The organism is Vescimonas coprocola, from assembly GCF_018408575.1.
Classification (GTDB): domain Bacteria; phylum Bacillota; class Clostridia; order Oscillospirales; family Oscillospiraceae; genus Vescimonas; species Vescimonas coprocola.
On sequence record NZ_AP023418.1, the window covers coordinates 2,197,172 to 2,215,791 of the forward strand.

At 62.2% G+C, this 18,620-nt stretch carries 5 protein-coding genes and 2 pseudogenes; 3 read left to right on the forward strand and 4 right to left on the reverse strand.

The features are described 5' to 3' along the window. Positions 1 to 182: 182 nt before the first annotated feature. The 3 genes and pseudogenes from KJS28_RS10805 to KJS28_RS10815 all read left to right on the forward strand — a co-directional run bounded on the left by KJS28_RS10805 (position 183) and on the right by KJS28_RS10815 (position 9,957). Positions 183 to 8,762: a YDG domain-containing protein gene (locus KJS28_RS10805; RefSeq protein WP_213540939.1), complete on the forward strand. Its 8,580-nt coding sequence runs from the start codon at positions 183 to 185 to the stop codon at positions 8,760 to 8,762. Positions 8,763 to 8,839: 77 nt separating this feature from the next. Next, positions 8,840 to 9,025 (forward strand): annotated as a pseudogene (locus KJS28_RS10810) (TnpV protein); the annotation flags it as partial. A gap of 494 nt (positions 9,026 to 9,519) precedes the next feature. Continuing rightward, positions 9,520 to 9,957 (forward strand): NUDIX hydrolase, encoded by a 438-nt coding sequence (locus tag KJS28_RS10815; protein ID WP_213540942.1) that lies wholly within the window; start codon positions 9,520 to 9,522, stop codon positions 9,955 to 9,957. Between the two features lie 722 nt (positions 9,958 to 10,679). Here the strand turns inward: KJS28_RS10815 and KJS28_RS10820 are convergent. From KJS28_RS10820 to gpmI, 4 genes and pseudogenes are all read right to left on the reverse strand, one after another. After that, positions 10,680 to 14,579: an efflux RND transporter permease subunit gene (locus KJS28_RS10820; RefSeq protein WP_213540944.1), complete on the reverse strand. Its 3,900-nt coding sequence runs from the start codon at positions 14,577 to 14,579 to the stop codon at positions 10,680 to 10,682. A 355-nt stretch (positions 14,580 to 14,934) separates the two neighbouring features. Continuing rightward, positions 14,935 to 15,961 (reverse strand): annotated as a pseudogene (gene gap / locus KJS28_RS10825) (type I glyceraldehyde-3-phosphate dehydrogenase). A gap of 314 nt (positions 15,962 to 16,275) precedes the next feature. Further along, positions 16,276 to 16,944 (reverse strand): M23 family metallopeptidase, encoded by a 669-nt coding sequence (locus KJS28_RS10830; protein ID WP_213540945.1) that lies wholly within the window; start codon positions 16,942 to 16,944, stop codon positions 16,276 to 16,278. A gap of 148 nt (positions 16,945 to 17,092) precedes the next feature. Continuing rightward, entirely contained in the window at positions 17,093 to 18,604 is a 1,512-nt protein-coding gene (gpmI, locus tag KJS28_RS10835; RefSeq protein WP_213540947.1) for a 2,3-bisphosphoglycerate-independent phosphoglycerate mutase, read from the reverse strand. Positions 18,605 to 18,620: the final 16 nt, after the last annotated feature.

Consider the following 18,620-nt stretch of genomic DNA (forward strand, 5'->3'; position numbering starts at 1 on the left):
ATATGCATTCCGATGGTCTGTCCATCGCCCTCTTTATCACAAATCAACCGTTTGTGTCAAATTCTGACCGTTTGTGCCAAAGCCGTTGCGGCGGCGGAGGCATCCCGATAGAATGTAGATGTTGTAATATGCCCTGCCGATACCGGCAGGCAGGCAAATGGAATTGATAAGGAGATGATCGAATGCACTTGCGCAGTAAGACCGTGCAGCAGCTCCTGTCGGTGATCCTGTCGGTAGTCATGGTCCTATCCATGCTGCCGATGGAGGTCCTGGCTCAGGAGACGCCGCCGGTGACCACTCCCATGGACCTGACCGCCATCACGGAGGATACCTCCGGCGACGGCTGGTCGTGGACACAAAGCACCAAGACCCTGACCCTCACGGGCCTGACCCTGACGGTCAGCGACGACAGCACCCATGCGCTGATCCTGCCCGACGGGGCCACCATCGATCTGGCCGACGGTACCACCAGCACCCTCACCGGCGGCAGCAGATCCACCGTATACAGCAGCGGCGAGGTGAAGCTGCGCGGCAGCGGCAGCCTGACGGTCTATGGCCGGGGCTGGCGCAGCGCCACGCTGGATATGTTCATCCCCGGCACGCTGACGGTGGAGTATGACGACCCCGACGGCGGTGCCGTGCTCAAGACCGACGAGGGTACCGAGGGCGCAGCCATCTGCGCCAACGTCACGCTGGATAACGGCATCCTCCGGGCCACCGGTCCGGACTTTGCCTCCGCCGACGACGGCAGCAGCGTCGGCCTCCGGGGCCGCCTCACCACCCACGGCAGCTCCGTGGAGGCCCAGCTCACCGCCCGCACCGGCTATGCCAGCTATGGTCTGTACTTCGACAAGCAGGGCAGTGGCCGGGGCGACACCTGGACCATGGGACTGGGCAAGGTGACCGCCGCCGCAGGTCACGCCCTGAGTCGATACAGCTACGGCCTGTACGTGGATTACAGCTCCGTCAATGCGCTGGAGCTGGACGGCACTCAGCTGACGGCCATGGGCGGCGAGAGTGACCAGTACGGCAGCCAGGGCGTGTTCGCCGGCGAGGAGGTCATCGTCAAGAACGGCGCCGCCGTCACCGCCACCGGCGGACAGGTCAACAGCTCCTATGAGAGCGTCGGCTTCAATGCCGTCAGCTGGCTCACCGTGTCCGGAGAGAACTCCAAGGTGCTGGGCTACGGCGGCACCTCCGTCAAGGGCGATTCCAAGGGTATCCGATGCGACAGCCGCTTCACTCTCACCGACGGCTGCGTCTTCGGTCAGGGCGGCGTGTCCTGCACCAGCTCCAGAAATGTGGGCGTCGAGTTCAAGCGTCTCATTATGGAAAGCGGCAAGCTGGAGGGCATCTCCGGCAGCCCCGACTCGTCGTACCAGACCTGGGGCGGCCAGTTTAACGCCTACGGCCTTTACTGCACCGGCACCGCCAAGATCACCGGCGGTGAGCTGATCGGCACCGCCAACGGCACGGACCGGGAACTGGACTACAGCGCCTACGGCTTCTACGGAAGCGATGAGCTGACCATGAGCGGCGGCACCCTCCGGGCCACCACCGGCGACACCCCTAACGCCAGTTCCGGGACACTGGCGGCCCTCAGCGTGGTCTCCAACAAGTCCAAGACCCAGCTCAGCGGCGGCACCATCTACGCCAGAGCCGGTGTCTCCAACGATGACCGCAGCTACGGTATGCGGATCCTCGGCACCGGCTCTACCCTCACCATGACCAATACCGAGGACGCCGCCCAGCCCCTGAGTCTCTACGTCACCGGCCGGAACATGGCCCTTTACGCCACCGCTCTGGCAGACGGCAGCCTCCTGCCGGAGATCACCGCCTCCTCCGCCTACGATGCCGAGGCCGACACCCTCACCGATGGCTACACCTTCTCCAACAAGCAATACCGGAAGGACGGCACGGCAGCCCTGTCCCTGTCCGCAGCCGCCTGCCTCCACAGCGCCAGCGATGATACCGGCCTGTGTACCAAGTGCGGCAAGCGGGTATACGAGGCTGTGCTCCTGACGGACGGTGCCGTCACCCAGCGCTATGCCGCCGCCGGCGAAGCCTTCACCGCCGCCCAGACGGAGGAGCATCAGGGCTGCACCCTGCGGCTGCTGACAGATCTCATCGACGACGGCCAGCCTCTGGTCCACGACCCGGTGGTGACCATCACCGGCGGTCGCTTCACGCTGGACCTCCACAACCACACCATAGCGGGCAAGACCTCCGACGATAAGGAGGGCGTCGTCACCGTCACCGGCGGCCAGCTCCGCATCGAAAACGGCACGCTGGAGAACCTCTGCACCGGCAACGGCAGCAAGGCCCAGGCCCTGACCCTTCTGGGTACCGACACCCATGTGACGCTGGCCAATGTCACCGCCATCGGGGCCACGCCCCCCAACGGCGACACCAGCGCCTCCGTCTATGCCCCCGACGGTGCCCGTCTCACCATCGAAAGCGGCGAGTTCACCGGCCGGGTTGCCGGCACCTACGCCTCTGCTCCGGCGGAGACACCCCACGTCTCCATCGCCGGAGGCACCTTCCACAACGGCCTGTCCTACTCCATCCACGAGACGGAGGCCAACGCCGCCACCCTTCTGGCCATTCTGAAGGAGGGCTATTCGCTGGCCCACGCCGACGGCACGCCGGTGGATCTGGGTACCGAGCCCTCCTTCAGCCGCTTCTCCGGCACCTATACGCTCAGCGGCGAGGTGCAGGTGGTGGCCCACACCCACAACGTCCGCAGCGGACGGCCGGGCTACTGCGGCTGCGGCTATGCCTGCCCCCACGACGGCCAGATACCGGACAGCTACTTTACGCTGCCGGTTTGCTCCCTGTGCGGCGTCTCCTACGGCACTCCCCTCAAGGACCTGCGCACGCCCACCGGCAAGATCATCATCGATGAAAACAACTGGTGGCAGGACTTCCTGAACACCGTCACCTTCGGCCTGTTCTTCCCCACCGGCGCCCGGTTCACCATCGAGGCTGCCGATGACAGCGTTGACCACGCCGGCTATGACCCCGAGCTCTACCCCGTGACGGTGGAGTATCTGGTGACGGATCAGCGCTATACCTCCGACAAGATGGGCGATCTTGCCCATCAGTTCCGGCCCTATCCCGGCAAGGCCGTGGCCCTGCCGGACGATCAGACCAGCATCGTCTATGCCAAGATCACCGACTGGGCGGGCAATGTCACCTACCTCAGCACCGATGACCTGACGGTGGACGCCACCGCCCCGGAGATCTCCTCCGATGTGGCCGAGAACCAAATTTACTGCCAGGACGGTCTCCGCATCGCCTTCCGGGATGACCATCTCAAGAGCGTCACCCTCAACGGCACGGAGATGACCTACGCCGCCGAGGACGGCTGGTATGTTCTCCGCCTCAGCGCCGTCTCCGGCTCTCAGGAGGGACAGCAGACCCTGACCGTCACCGACGAGGCCGGCAACGGCACCACCGTTCACTTCCAGTGGTACGCCGGTCACGGCTTTGACGATACCGGCCTGTGCAGTCACTGCGGCCTTCAGGCAGAGGCCCGGTGGAACGACGCCTTCTTTCCGCATCTGGAGGATGCGCTGACCTCCGCCGATGCCGACGAGGACGGCGCCCGTTTCACGGCGGTGGTCATGCTGACCAATGCCTCTCTGCCTGCCGATGCCTTCTCTCTGGACGGCATAAGAGCCGTGCTGGCGCTGGAGGGCCACACCCTGACCCTGTCGGCTCCCATGACGCTGGAGCAGAGCTCCGGCAACCTCACCATCCGTGACAGCACCAGCTCCGGCAAGATCACCGGTCAGGCACTGACGGTAAAGGGCGGCCGCCTGACGGTGGAGGCCGGCTGCTTTGAAAACACGCTGAACCTTCAGGCCTACAACGTGACCCTCTTCGGCGGCACCTTCGCCCGCATTACGTCGGAGGATGCCGTATATCCCCGTGCGGCTCTGCCCTTCCGCACTGCCTATCAGCAGGCGGACGGCCAGCTGATCCGCCGCAGTGACATCACGCCCACGCTGGAAAATGTCGCCGTGGTCTCCTGCCCCCACGATGAGATCGACGGCATCACCTGCCGCATCTGCGGCACCAAGATGGTGGCCAAGGTGGCTAAGGATGATACCCTCCGCTACTTCGCCGTCTTTGAGGACGCTGCCCAGTATGCCGCAGCGCTGGAGGGCTCCGCCATCACCCTGCTGAGGGATGCCCTCTGGGGCAGCATGGGCCTCCCCACCGGCACCTATACGCTGGATCTCAACGGCAAGACCCTCTCCGGCTCCAACGACCTGATGATCGACGCCAGTCTCACCATCTGCGACAGTCAGGGTGGCGGTAAGCTGTGGCGGGACGGCACCATTTTGGTGCTGGGCGGCCATGTCGCCATCACCGGCGGCCAGTTCAACCGGGTGTATCTGGCCTCCGACAGCGCTGATCTGTCCGTCACCGGCGGCACCTTCGCCCGCATCGCTTACAGCGGCGAGGATACCTCCCGCACGCCTCTGTTCTTCCCGGCGGAGGGCTATACCTTCCAAAAGGCCGACGGCAGCTACGCCAATACCGGTGACGTGGTCATGGAGGAAAATCTCCGCTATCTGGAGGACGTCACCGTCACCACACCTCCCTTCACCATCACCCGTTACCCTGTGGACACGGACCTCTATCCCACCACCCCCGTCGGCTATCGGCCGGACTTCGTCACGGAGGTCACCTTCCACATCCCCGAGAGCAGCCCCACCATCGAGTTCCAGTGGTATCAGGTGGGCGATCCCGACCGGATCAAGAGCTACGGCAGTGCAGTGGCCTGGCAGAACCCCTTCACCATCTACACCTTCATCGACGGGCCGGCCCAGTACTACGGCATCTTCTCCTACAAGGGCTATTCCGTCCGCACCGACGTTCTGACAGTACGGGAGCTGACCTGTGACCACCCCGGCGTGGATGCCGACAATCGGTGCAGCCAGTGCCGTGCGGAGGTAGCCGCCTCCGTGGAGCTGAACGGCTCCACCGGCTACTATCTGTCCCTGTCGGAGGCTCTGGCGTTGGCCCGGACCGATGCCTACCGTGGCTGCACCCTCACGGTTCTCCGCAGCAGCACCGATCCCATCTCCGTCAATAGCGGCTCCTTCACGCTGACGGCGGCGCAGGGCGTGATGCTGGGCGGCAAGGTGACGCTGGCCAAGGATGCCGCCGTCACCCTCTCCGGCGGCAGCTACACCAGCTCCGCCAGCATCTTCGGGTCCAACCGCATCGAAGGCGGCACCTTCTACGGTGCCGTGGCCTTGCAGGACGGCTCCTCCGTCTCCGGCGGCAGCTTCCTCGGTGCCGTCACCATCTCCGACACCGTGACCGTCACCGGCGGTACCTTCACCGGTGATGTCACCATCAACCATGGCGGCAAGCTGGTCGCCAGCGCCGGCACCTTCGGCAGCGTCAACGTCCAGTCCGGCGGAGGCGGCGCTCTCACCGGCGGCCACTTCGGCGAGATCACGCAGATCGATGGCAGCCCCTGCGCCGCCCTTCTGGCGGAGGGCTACGCCTATTCCGACGGCGGCATCATCAACGGCTATGTCCCCATCGTCGGTGGCGTGGACGTGGTTCCCCATGCCCAGCACCAGTACGTCTGGCTGAACCAGAAGCTGCTGTGCGGCTGCGGCCATGTGGCAGATGAGGACGCCGACGCCCCGGTCATCACCGGCATCACCGACGGTGAGACCTATTACGACGACGTGACCTTCACCGTCACCGACGCCCATGACTTCACCGTCACGGTGGACGGCCAGCCCGCCACCGCCGAGGGCAGCCTGTACACCCTCCCTGCCGACAACGTCTCCCACGAGATCGTGGCCGTAGACGTGGCCGGCAACCGCACCACTGTCACGGTGTCGGTGTATCGGACCTATACCGTGACACCGCCCACCGGCACAGGCTTCACCTTCACCGGCGAGACCACCGTCCGCCACGGGCAGGATTACCGGTTCCGGGTGGATATCGCCCCCGGCTACTCCAAGCTGCCGGATTACTCCCTGCTGGTCAACGGCCAGACCCCCGGCGGCATGGGCGATGTGGACTTCGACGAGTGCCTGATCCCCAGCGTGGAGGGCGACCTGACCATCACCGTCACCGGCGTGGCGGATATCACCCCGCCGGAGGCGGAGCTGACCATCGCCGGGAATCCCTTCCGCCAGTTCCTGAACACCGTCACCTTCGGCCTGTTCTTCAAGAGCACCCAGACCGTGACGGTAACGGCCTCCGACCTGGGCAGCGGCGTGGACACGGCGGCATGGATGCTGTCTGACACCGTCTTTGCCAGTCAGGACGCCATCACCGGCAGCTGGACGGACCTATCCCTCACCGACGGCAGCGGCAGCTTCTCCATCCAGCCCGGCCAGAAGGGCTATGCGTACCTGCGGGTCACGGACCGGGCCGGGAACATCACCGTTCTGAACTCCGACGGCGTGGTGGTCTACACCGACGCTCAGGCGGATACCCGGCAGATCACCTATGTTAAGCGCAGCGGACAGGATGTCTCCTTCCACGTCGCCCTCAACGGCAACACCGTCACCGGCGTGCAGCTGGCGGACGGCACGCCTCTGGCGGGCTTCACCGCCGCCGAGGACGGCACCGTGACCCTGCCTGCCGCCACGCTGCAGGCGCTGGCCGCCGGGGACTACACCCTGTACGTCACCTACGCCCCCTTGGACGTGGCCTACAACGCCCGCTACGAGGCCAGCGAGGCACCGGCCATGACCTCCGTGGCCCTGTCCGTCCAGAAGGCCGAAGGCAGCGTCGCCATTCTGGATGACGTGAGCCGTGACTACAACGGCCAGCCGGTGGAAACTCCCGCCATCACCTCTCTCGGAACCGGCGCTCTCACGGTGGAATACCGGGCGCAGGGCGGCGAGTTCACCACGCAGGCCCCCAAGGCTGTGGGCAGCTACACCGTCCGGGTCACGGCGGCGGCCGACGACGATTACGCCTCCGCCAGCGCCCAGCGGAACTTCCGCATCACCGCCAAGAGTGTCACCATCGACGGCGTCACCGTGGAGCCCTCCAAGACCTATGACGGCACCACCGACGCCACCATCGTGACGGGCGGCACCCTCAGCGCCAACTTCGACGGCAATGACCTCCGCATCGTCACCGGCTCTGCCGCCTACGACGGCAAGAACGTCGGCACCGGCAAGACCGTCTCCTTCTCCGGCTTCTCGCTGGAGGGCGACGCCGCCGAAAACTACACCCTGGCTTCCCAGCCTGCCGGCACCACGGCGGACATCACCGTCCGGCCGGTAACGGTGGAGGACCTGCACATTCAGGATAAGCTCTACGACGGCACGGATCGGGCGGAGTACGACGGTGAGCCCACTCTGGGCAACGCCGTGTCCGGCGACCATGTGGCGCTGGTGAAGGGGGCTCCCTCCTTCACCTCCATCCGGACGGCAGAGGACATCGCCATTCGTTTCACCGAGTTCTCCCTCACCGGCGCTGACGCCGGGAACTACGCCCTGACCCAGCCCACCGGCATTACTGCCTCCATCCTCCCCTACGCCCTCACCGGCGGCGAGTATGCCGTCAACTCCAACGACTGGATCAACCACGACTTCGTGGTGACGGCGGCGGAGGGCTATCTCCTGTCCCTGACGGACACCGCCGACGGCGTGTGGCAGCAGACCCTGCGGGCCGCCGACGAGACGGCGGAGGGCCGGCTGACCTTCTATGTGAAGGATCTGGCCACCGGTGCCATCTCCCTTCAGGTGACGGAGCAGTACCGCATCGACCGCACCCAGCCCACCGGCGAGATCCGGGTGGACGAGCGGACGGCCTGGCAGTCCTTCCTGTCCAGGATCACCTTCGACCTCTTCTATCGGGAGGAGCAGACTGTGGTCATCACCTCTGCCGACGAGACCAGCGGCGTGGCGGCCACGGAGTATCTGCTGAGCGCCGAGGATCTGGACATCCCGGCGCTGGAGCAGGAGACCTTCCTGCCCTATGAAAAGGCGCTGGCGCTGGCTCCGGACGGCGCGTATGTGGTCTATGCCCGCATCACCGACCGGGCGGGCAACGTCACCTGCCTCCGCTCCGACGGCATGGTGCTGGACGCCACGGCCCCCGCCATCACCGGGGCTGAAAACGGCGGCGTGTACTGCGCCGCAGTGACCCTGACCATCACCGACGCATACCCCGTCACCGTCACCGTAAACGGCACTCCCGTGGAGCTGACAGAGGGCCGGCTGGTGCTCCGGCCCGCCGAGGGGACGCAGCTGGTGACGGCCACTGATCCCGCCGGCAACGAGTCCCGGCTGGAGATCACCGTCAACGACGGCCATACCTGGGGCGACTGGAGCTCCAACGGCGACGACACCCACACCCGCACCTGCACCATCTCCGGCTGCGGCGCTCTGGAGACCGAGAGCTGCACCGGCGGCGAGGCCACCTGCGTGGACCGGGCCGTGTGTGAGGTCTGCGGCGGGGCCTACGGCGACGTGGACGCCCATCGTCACGCCGATCTGCGCCATGTGGAGGCCAAGGCCGCCACCACGGAGGCCCCCGGCAACATCGAGTACTGGTACTGCGCCGCCTGCGGCAAGTATTTTGCCGACGCTCAGGCCAGCCGTGAGCTCCGGCAGGCGGACACCGTCACCGAGAAGCTGCCCGCCGCCCCCACCGGGGACGAGGCACCCCTGACGCTGTGGGTGATCGTGCTGGCAGCCTGCGCCGGTCTGGCGCTCCTGCTGCTGGTGCTCCGGCGGAGAAACAGCCACCGCACCGCATAATGGCGGCAGCCTCCTCGCTGCCATATATCTGCGGACCAAAAAACAGAGAGGCGGCCCATAGCTGGGTGTATGTAAGACAGTATTGCGCTAAGATTGACGAAGCGGCACGAAACCGCATGAAGCTGATCGTGCGGTCACTGGCAGAGCAAAACGGCGTGACCGAGCAACTGAAAGCCGATAATCAAATGGAATGGGTGCGGCAGATGAACGCTTGCAAGGCACAGGCAGAGGAGATTGTGAAAGCGGAATTGATTTATGATTGAGCGAGGAAGTCCGGGCAGAAAACTGTTCGGACTTTTCTCATATAGTCCAAAGTTGCGGTAGAACTGTTCACAAGTTTTATGGTATAATTTGAATACGAAAAGTGAGCAACAAATCGGAATTTGATGAGGTGATTGGGTGAAAACTTATACAATTTGTGGAAGCATGAAATTTGCCGAAGATATGAAAAAAATTGCTTATGACCTTGAAATAAGCAAAGGATATAAGATATAATATATTACAATGTGTTTATTGTGAAGATAATATTGTTCCAACTGAAGATGAACTTTTAAAACTTGAAGATGCTCATTACAGAAAAATAGATTTAAGTGATGGAATATATGTTGTAAATATGGATGGTTATATTGGAACATCTGTGAAAAAAGAAATTGAGTATGCTGAAAGGCATGGAAAAGAAGTGTTGTATCATTACAATCAGTAGATTTTAATTCATAAAACAGTTAGATAAATTTGAATTTGACGAGGTATTGATAGAATGGTAGAAGTAAAATTTTATGACAATGTCGCAGATGAATTTTTGAAGTTTGCAGTGATAATATCCAAAACAGATAACAAGTGGGTATTCTGTAAACACAAAGAAAGAGAGACTTATGAAATACCAGGAGGTCACAGAGAACCTGGAGAAAGTATTTTAGAAACAGCTAAAAGAGAATTACAAGAAGAAACAGGAGCAGTTGATTTTAGAATTGAACCAATATGTGTGTATTCTGTTAAAGGAAAGACACGAGTAAATGAAAATATTGATGATGAAACTTTCGGAATGTTATTTATTGCAGACATTAACTCATTTGAGGAATTACATAGTGAGATTGAGAAGATATTGATTTCAGATAAGTTAGTTGAAAATTGGACATATCCTTTAATTCAACCTATATTGATTGAAGAAGCAAAAAAAGAGGCTTTATATAAATAGACAAGCAACGGAAACTTCCGATTTGTCGAACTGATAAAATCCCTTTAGGAACTAAAGGGCGCACTTCTATACTCTCCTATCGGGAGTATGTGCGTCCTGGGTCGCTTCATTCCCGGTCAGCAGAAGAAAACTGCCCGACCGAACATGTTTCGTCACGACCTTCCGTCAAGGTGGCTACACCCCCTTGCGCTGCTAAAGCGGCTATCCCCTGTGGACTTGCCGTCCGCAAACGGTTTTGACAAACCGTTTGCCGCCAGCAAGTTTGAAGATTAGACATAAACAAATCCTCCGCATGGTCTAAGCCATACGGAGGATCAACTGTTTTACGGACACCCGTCTATGCCGGGCCGTCTCCCTGTTTTTTCTGTTCAGAATACCATAGATGGACGAGGGCAAGCATGGCTTTGCCGGGCAGAGATCTGCCCATCCTGCGTCAAATCCCTTGACCATCTCCCATGCAGAGCAAAACACTGTCCCGCTCAGCCGTTTTTGCGCTTGTCGCTGAGCCGCAGCGCAAAATAAAACACTGCGATCAGCTCCGCCTCCATCAGCATCTCCGGATTGACGGAGGCAGACGTCCGCATCGTATATGCGCTGGTGGAGCATCTGCGCCGGTCCCATACGGGCTCCTGACAAAAAGCAGGCACATGGCCGGATGGCCATGTGCCTGCTTTTTGTCTATTTGCCTATCAGAGAAAGTCTCCGAAGAGTCCTCTATCTCATCAGATATCCAGCGTCTGCAGGTCCGTCTCCTCCACCTTCCGCAGCTCCCGGCGGCTGAGGAGGTCATACATACACGGCACCACCAGCAGCGTCATGAGGGTGGCGTACAGCAGGCCGCCGATGCACACCAGCGCCACCGGCTGCATCAGAGCCGTACCGGCGTCGCCGCCGAAGGCCATGACCACAAGGCCCAGAACGGTGGTCATGGACGTCATGAGAATGGGCCGCAGACGGGTGACACCGGCCTCCACAATGGCCTCCCGCCGCTCCATCCCCGACAGGCGCAGCTGGTTGATGTAGTCCACCAGCACGATGCCGTTGTTGACGATGACGCCCACCAGCATCACAAAGCCGATGAGGGACACCACGCTCAGCTCGATGCCGGAGATCAGCAGGGCCAGAAAGCCGCCGGTAAAGGCCAGCGGGATGGTGAACATGACGATCAGCGGGGAGCGCAGCGACTGGAACTGCGCCACCATCACCAGATACACCAGCAGCACCCCCAGCCCCAGCATCAGCAGCAGCTGGCCCATGGCATCCATGATGGCCTCGTTCTCGCCGCTGAACCGGGCGGTGATGCCCTGCGGCAGGTCTACCCCGGCCACCGCCGTCTGGGCGGCGGCTGTGACCTTGGTGACGTTGTAGCCCTCGGCTACCTCCGCCGTGACGGTAACGCAGCGGCGCTGCTGCTCCCGCTGGATGCTGCCGAGGCTGACGGTCTCCTCAATGGTGGCCACGTCGCCCAGACGGAAGCTGGACACTTCCTGACCGGCAGCGTCCGTCAGGGCGCTGCCGCCGGAGAACGTGCTGCCGCCCGCCAGCGCAGACATTCCGCCCATGGAGGAGGTGCTGCCGCTCATACCACTTATGTTACTCATACTGTCTAGATTCGTACCACTGGACGGGGTGATCTCCAGATCCATGAGCTTTTCACGGGTCATGCGGCTCTCCTCCGGGGACTGGACGGAAACCTCCATCTCCAGCCCATCCAGCGTCAGGCCGGAGGAGGCGGAGGTGTTGGTCAGGGCAGAGGCCACCGCCATATACACCTGCGCCACGGTGACGCCCTTTTCCATGGCGGCGTTGCGGTCCACGGAGATGTGGAGAACCGTGGTGGCCTCCTCCAGACCGTCGGACACCTCGCCGGTACCCTCCACGGTTTTCAGGGCCGCCGCCAGCGCCTTGGCGGAGGTCTGGAGGTCCTCCATGTCATCGCCGTAGACCTTCAGAGAGACGCCGCTGCCCGCCAGATAGGTGGACATACTGTCCATGGAGCCGGAGGCCGTCACCTGACAGGGCAGGTCGGCGCACAGCTCCTTGATGGCCTTGCCTGCCTTGGCGCCGGAGGCCCCCTCCGGCATGGTGACGTAGGCGGTGACATCATAGGCACCGCCGGAGCCGCCCATCATGCTGCTCATATCCATGCCGCTGCCGGAGGACATCATGGCACCCACGGCATCCACATTTTCCACCGTACCGGCCCGGCGCACCACCTCGTCCGCCAGTGCCACCGCCTCCTCCCGGCTGATGCCCTCCGGCATGGTAACGGTGAGGCTGATGTTATTCATATCGATCTGGGGCATGAACACGAAGCCCCGGCTGACGGCACCCCACGCAGAGCCAGCCAGCAGCACCACCGCCAGCAGCAGTACCACGGTCTTATGGCCCAGCGACCAGCCCACCGCCCTGCGGTAGGCGGGATAGACCCGCTCCAGCAGGCCGGCCTTCACGGCCTTTTCCTTTTTCAGCATCCCGGAGGCCATGGCCGGCACCAGTGTCAGGGCCACGATGAGGCTGGCCAGAAGAGAATACGTCATGGTCAAGGCCAGATCGGTGAACAGCTGCTTGGTGATGCCCTCCACGAACACAATGGGCAGGAACACGCACACCGTGGTCAGGGTGGAGGCGGTGATGGCCCCCACCACCTGCGCCGCACCGGACACCGCCGCCTGAATGACGGTGGCTCCCTTGGAGCGCAGCCGGTAGATATTCTCGATGACCACCACGGAGTTATCCACCAGCATACCCACTGCCACCGCCAGACCCGAAAGGGAGATCATATTGATGGTGACGCCGGAGAAGTACATCAGCACCACGGCGAAGATCACGCTGACGGGGATGGAGCAGAGGGTGATGAGGGTGGGCCGCAGGTCCTTCAGGAACAGGTACAGGATCAGCACCGCAAACAGAGCGCCCCAGCCCAAGGAGGACAGGATGGAGTTAATGATGATATAGATGTAGTCCCCCTGATCCATCAGCGGCACGAAGTGCAGGCCGTCGTACTCTTTCTCCAGCGTGTCGCAGCGGGCCTGAATGTTGTCGGACACCTCCGCCGTGGCGTAGGCAGACTGCTTGTTGAAGGAGACGATGACGCCGTTGTCGCCGTTGAGCTTGGCGTAGATCTCATCGGAGTTATCCGTCACCACGATCTCCGCCACGTCGGAGAGCTTCACCGGCTCCACGCCCTCCAGACCCAGATCAAAGAGCACCATGTCCGACAGCTCCTGACGGGAGGAGATGCTGTCGCCCACGGAAACCATGTAGTTCACACCGTTCTCCTGCAGATACCCGGCAGGCATGGAGAAGTTCTGAGCCGTCAGCAGGGCGGTGATGGTCTGGATGTTCAGAGCCCCGGAGAGGTCCGCCTGCTCCAGCGCCGAGGCACGGGAGGACTCCAGCGTCCGGAGACCCTGCTCCAGCTGGGTCAAGGCGCTGTCCAGCTGCACATTGGCAGAGAGGAGCTGGGTGACGCCATCGGCCATGGTGATGACTCCCGATGTTACCTCATCGGCAATGGAGGCCACCTCGGAATCATCCTCCAGCCGGCGGATCTGCTCTTTTAGCTGCTCCAGCGTCTCCCGCCACCGTCTGGCGTCCTCCGCCGCCTGCTCCCACGAGGTGTTCAGTGCGGCGATTCGCAGCTCCAGCTCCGCAAGGTCCGCCTGCAGCTGGATGTACTCCGGGTCGTTTTCGATGGCGGCCAGCTGCTCCGCCTTCTCCTCCTCCGTCAGGGAATCGTCCTGCCGGATGGCCTCCATCCGGGCCTGATAGACGGCGTTTTTGGCATCCAGCTGCACCTTCAGTGCCTGAATCTCCGCCAGCTCCTTCAGGTTCGCCTCCAGCCGGCTCTCGCTGCTGCGGAGGGTGGTCAGAGACTGCTGCACGGCGGTCAGGGCCTGCATGGCGGCCTCCCGGACGGCGGACTCCTCCGTCGAGCGGATGGCCCCCTTGGCGCTCTCCAGCTGGCTGCGGGTCCCCTCCAGCTGGCTGGCCGTCTCGTCCAGTGTCTTGCCGATGGCCTCCCGCAGCGTGGCGGTGAGGGCGTCCAGCTTCTCCTGACTGAGGATGATATGGGCCTGCCGCTGCACCGTGCCGCTGACGGTGACGCTGGCTACGCCGGAGATGCCCTCCAGCTTCTGGGTGAGGGTGTTTTCCACAAAATCCGACAGCTCCGTCACATCCTTGCCGCTGTACGACACCGCCGCCACCTGCACCGGCAGCATGGAGGGGTTGATCTTCAGCACATAGGGGGTGCCGACGCCGTCGTCCCAAGAGCCTTGCAGGATGTTGATCTTCTGCTGGATATCCACACTGACGGTGTCCATGTTCACGCCGTCCTCAAACTCCAGCACCACCATGGAGACGCTGTCCTGCGAGGTAGAGGTCACGGACTTGATTTGATCCAGCGTGGACATGGACTGCTCCATGGGCCGGGTGACGGCGGACTCCACCGCCTCCGGGCTGGCACCGGGGTCGGTGGTGACGATGACCACATAGGGGAAATCCATGTTGGGCAGCAGGTCCGGCGTCATTTTCAGATACGCCACCACGCCCAGCACCAACACAGCCAGCACCGCCACAAAGACAGTCAGCGGCTTTTTCACGCTGAATTTGACCATAGAACGCTCCTCCTTGGGAACTGCACCGCATAATAGATAAAGTGTAGCACCCGGTCCCGGCGAAAGCAAGCGCCCTGCCGCAGGATTCACGGAATCGTTACAAACCGAAGGGAGCTTCCCCGTGAGACAGAGCGTCGGGACCGTCAGGATGTACGGCGCAGCCGTCACCGGTATGGCGCCCCGTCGGCGGAGACGGCGGTTCTGAATCTGATACCCTTCTTTTCCCCCCTTATAGGGCAAGGCCCCTCAGCCAAATGACTGAGGGGCCTTGCCTGTCGATGGAGCGCAGAAGGCCGGGAGCGGGGCCGAAACGGCTCCGCTCCCGGTTTTGTATGGTTTGGGTGAAAAAAGAAGCTTACTGGGCAGCCTGATCCTGCTCGTACATATGCCGCAGCATACGAACCACCATGTTGCTGTAGCCCCACTCGTTATCGTACCAGGCGATGAGCTTGACGAAGTCGTGGTCCAGCATGATGCCGGCAGTCTCGTCGAAGATGCAGGGGCAGGGGTTGCCGATGAGGTCGGTGGACACCACCTGATCGGTGGTGTAGCCGATGATATCCTTCATGTACGTCTCCGAGGCGTGGCGGATAGCGTAGCAGATCTCGGCATAGGTGGTGGTGCGGGACAGGCGGGCCGTCAGGTCCACCACGGACACGTCCGCCGTTGGCACACGGAAGGCCATGCCGGTCATCTTGCCCTTCAGGGAGGGAATGACCCGGCCCACGGCCTTGGCGGCACCGGTGGAGGTGGGGATGATGTTGTTGAGGATGGAGCGGCCGGTGCGCCAGTCACTGCCGCCACGGGAGTCCACGGCCTTCTGCTTGGCGGTGGAGGCGTGGATGGTGGACATGAGGCTCTGCTCGATGCCGAACTCCTGATGCACCACCTTGGCCAGCGGGGCCAGACAGTTGGTGGTGCAGCTGGCATTGGAGACCACCTTCATATCCGGGCGGTACAGGCTGTCGTTGACGCCGAACACGAAGGTGGGTGTCACCTCGTCCTTGGCAGGGGCCGTCAGAAGCACCTTTTTGGCACCGCCCTTGAAGTGGCGGGAGGCCTTCTCGGTGGTGTTGTTGGCGCCGGTGGACTCGATGATGTACTCGGCGCCGCACTCATGCCAGGGGGATCATGGCGGCGTCAGACTGGCTGAACACCTTGATCTTATGGCCGTTGACCACCAGGTCGCCGCCCTCGTGCTCCACCGTGCCGTTGAAGTTGCGGAATACGGAGTCGTATTTCAGCAGATACACCATGTAGTCCACGTCCGCCTTGCGGAGGTTGATGCCGCAGATCTCGTACTGCTCCGGATCCTCCGCCAGAATCCGCAGCACCACACGGCCGATACGGCCGAAGCCGTTGATACCAATTTTGATGGCCATAATCCTTTTCCTTTCACCCTGTTGCGTTTTCGCCGTCCGGGACGGCTCTTTTTGTTCCGGGTATATTATACCAAACCGGCGGCGGGACTGTCTGCGGCTTTTGGGCAAAATGGTACACGAATTTTCTGTGCGTTTTCCATAAAAATTGAACATATGAGCCAAAAATATTGAAATTTTTAGCCAAATATTCCATACATTTCAAACGTTTTTGGCAGGTTTTGCGGCTCTCGCAAAAGGCCCCGCTGCGGCGATGCCGCAGCGGGGCCTTTTATGGGTGCGTGGTTGGTCGGGGGACGATGCCCGCGCTGCACGGCTTAGCCGATATACTCCGACGGGTCAATGATGACGCCGTCCTTGGCCACGGAGAAGTGCAGATGGGGGCCCATGCTGCTCTCGGCGGCAGCGGTGCTGCCCACCAGACCGATGATATCCCCCGCCGCCACCTGCTGGCCCTCCGTTACCGGGGGTTCAGCCTGCAGGCAGCTATACTGGGTGGTGTAGCCGCCGGCGTGCTCGATGACCACGGTGGTTCCCATAAGCTCGTCGCTCTTGATCGACACCACCATGCCGCTGGCGGCGGTTTTGACGGCGTCACCCTCGGCGGCTTGGATATCCAGCCCGTTGTGGGTGCGCCAGTCCGCCATGGTTTCGTCATACATCAGTTCCGTGGTGCTGAACACCGTGACGGTGGTGCCGTCCAGCGGAGACACTACCTGCGGCAGCAGGTCCTCCGGCTCCGGGGCGGGCTCCTCCTCCACGGCCGGGACCTCTATGGGCTCCGGCTGGAGCACCGGGGCCGTCCACTGGGCGTCATTGCGCTCGGTTTGCCGGGTGGGCGGGGTGGGGTCGTCGATGGTGACGTTGGCGGGGCGGATCAGGGTGAAATAGCCGATGGCTCCCACTGCCGCAAGGCAGAGAGCAAGGGCTATGTAGAAGCCCTTGCCGCCGGCGGAGCGGGACTTGGAACGGTCGATTCTGCTCATAGCTGCCTTTCCGTTCCGGCGCAGAGCGCCGGAAGCCGCATGGTTGACGGTGTGCGGCACGCCGAAATGGGACGCAAAAAAGTCTCTGCCCTCAGTATGCACAGGCAGAGACTTTTTTAATCATTTTTTCGGCGGAAGGGCATTTTTCTCACCGGACGATGAGGCTCTTACCGTCCATCTCCGGCGGGCAGGCCAGACCCATCACATCCAGAATGGTGGGGGCGATATCCGCCAGACGGCCGGTCCGCAGCTCCGTGCCGGCACCGCAGAGAATGAAGGGCACGGGGTTGGTGGTATGGGCGGTCATGGGACTGCCGTCGGGCTGGCGCATCACCTCGGCGTTGCCGTGGTCGGCGGTGATCATGGCGATGCCTCCCATTTTCAGGGTGGCCTCCACCACACGGCCCACACAGGTATCCACCGTCTCCACCGCCTTCACGGCGGCCTCCAGTACCCCGGTATGGCCCACCATATCGCAGTTGGCGAAGTTCAGGATCACCACGTCGTAGGCCCCGGAGTTGATGCGCTCGACGCACTTGTCGCACACCTCATAGGCGCTCATCTCCGGCTGGAGGTCATAGGTGGCCACCTTGGGGGACGGCACCAGCACCCGGTCCTCGCCGGGATACTGCTTCTCGACACCGCCGTTGAAGAAGAAGGTGACGTGGGCATACTTCTCCGTCTCAGCGATCCGCAGCTGGGTCAGGCTCAGTGAGCTGAGGTACTCGCCCAGCCCGTTCTTCACCGCCACACGGGGCCACGCCACCAGCACGTTGGGCATGGAGGCGTCGTACTCCGTATTGCAGACGTAGGTGGTGGGGAAAAACTCCCGCTGAAAGCCGGTGAAGTCCGGGTCCACGATGGCCCGTGTGATCTCTCTGGCCCGGTCGGGACGGAAGTTGAAGAAAATGACGCTGTCGTTATCGGAGACGGTGCCGTCGCTGTCGCAGACCACCGGCTCCATGAACTCGTCGGTGACGCCTGCCACATAGGACTGGGCCACGGCGTCCACCGGGTCGGGGTTCTGGTTGCCCTCGCCGTAGACCATGGCGTCATAGGCCAGCTGCACCCGCTCCCAGCGGTTGTCCCGGTCCATGGCATAGTAGCGGCCCATGACGGTGGCAATTTTGCCTACCCCCAGACGGCGGCAGGTCTCGGCGCAGTCCGCTACAAAGCCCTTGCCGCTGGTGGGGGACACGTCACGTCCGTCCAGAAAGGCGTGGATATACACCCGGTCCAGCCCCTTGCGGCGGGCCAGCTCCAGCAGGGCGTACAGATGCTGAATATGGGAGTGGACGCCGCCGTCGGACAGCAGGCCGCACAGGTGCAGCCGGGTCCCCTTTTGCAGGCAGTCGTCCACCGCCTTGTTATAGGCTTCGTTGGCAAAGAACGTGCCGTCCTCGATGGCACGGCTGATGCGGGGCAGATCCTGAAACACCACCCGGCCGCCGCCGATGTTGGTGTGGCCCACCTCACTGTTGCCCATCTGCCCCTCCGGCAGGCCCACGTCCAGTCCGCTGGCGGACAGGGTGGTGTGAGCATGATCCGCCCACAGGCGATCCAGCACCGGGGTATTGGCCAGACTGACGGCGTTGCCGGGGCCGGGCTGGGTCAGGCCGAAGCCGTCCATGATGATGAGAGTAGTAGGCGTTTTACCCATAGCAGTTCCTCCCGCA

Excerpts from the sequence above, each read along its gene's own strand:
- KJS28_RS10815 (WP_213540942.1), top strand. The coding sequence starts at position 9,520 with ATGGTAGAAGTAAAATTTTATGACAATGTCGCAGATGAATTTTTGAAG.
- KJS28_RS10830 (WP_213540945.1), bottom strand. The coding sequence starts at position 16,944 with ATGAGCAGAATCGACCGTTCCAAGTCCCGCTCCGCCGGCGGCAAGGGC.
- gpmI (WP_213540947.1), bottom strand. The coding sequence starts at position 18,604 with ATGGGTAAAACGCCTACTACTCTCATCATCATGGACGGCTTCGGCCTG.
- KJS28_RS10805 (WP_213540939.1), top strand. The coding sequence starts at position 183 with ATGCACTTGCGCAGTAAGACCGTGCAGCAGCTCCTGTCGGTGATCCTG.
- KJS28_RS10820 (WP_213540944.1), bottom strand. The coding sequence starts at position 14,579 with ATGGTCAAATTCAGCGTGAAAAAGCCGCTGACTGTCTTTGTGGCGGTG.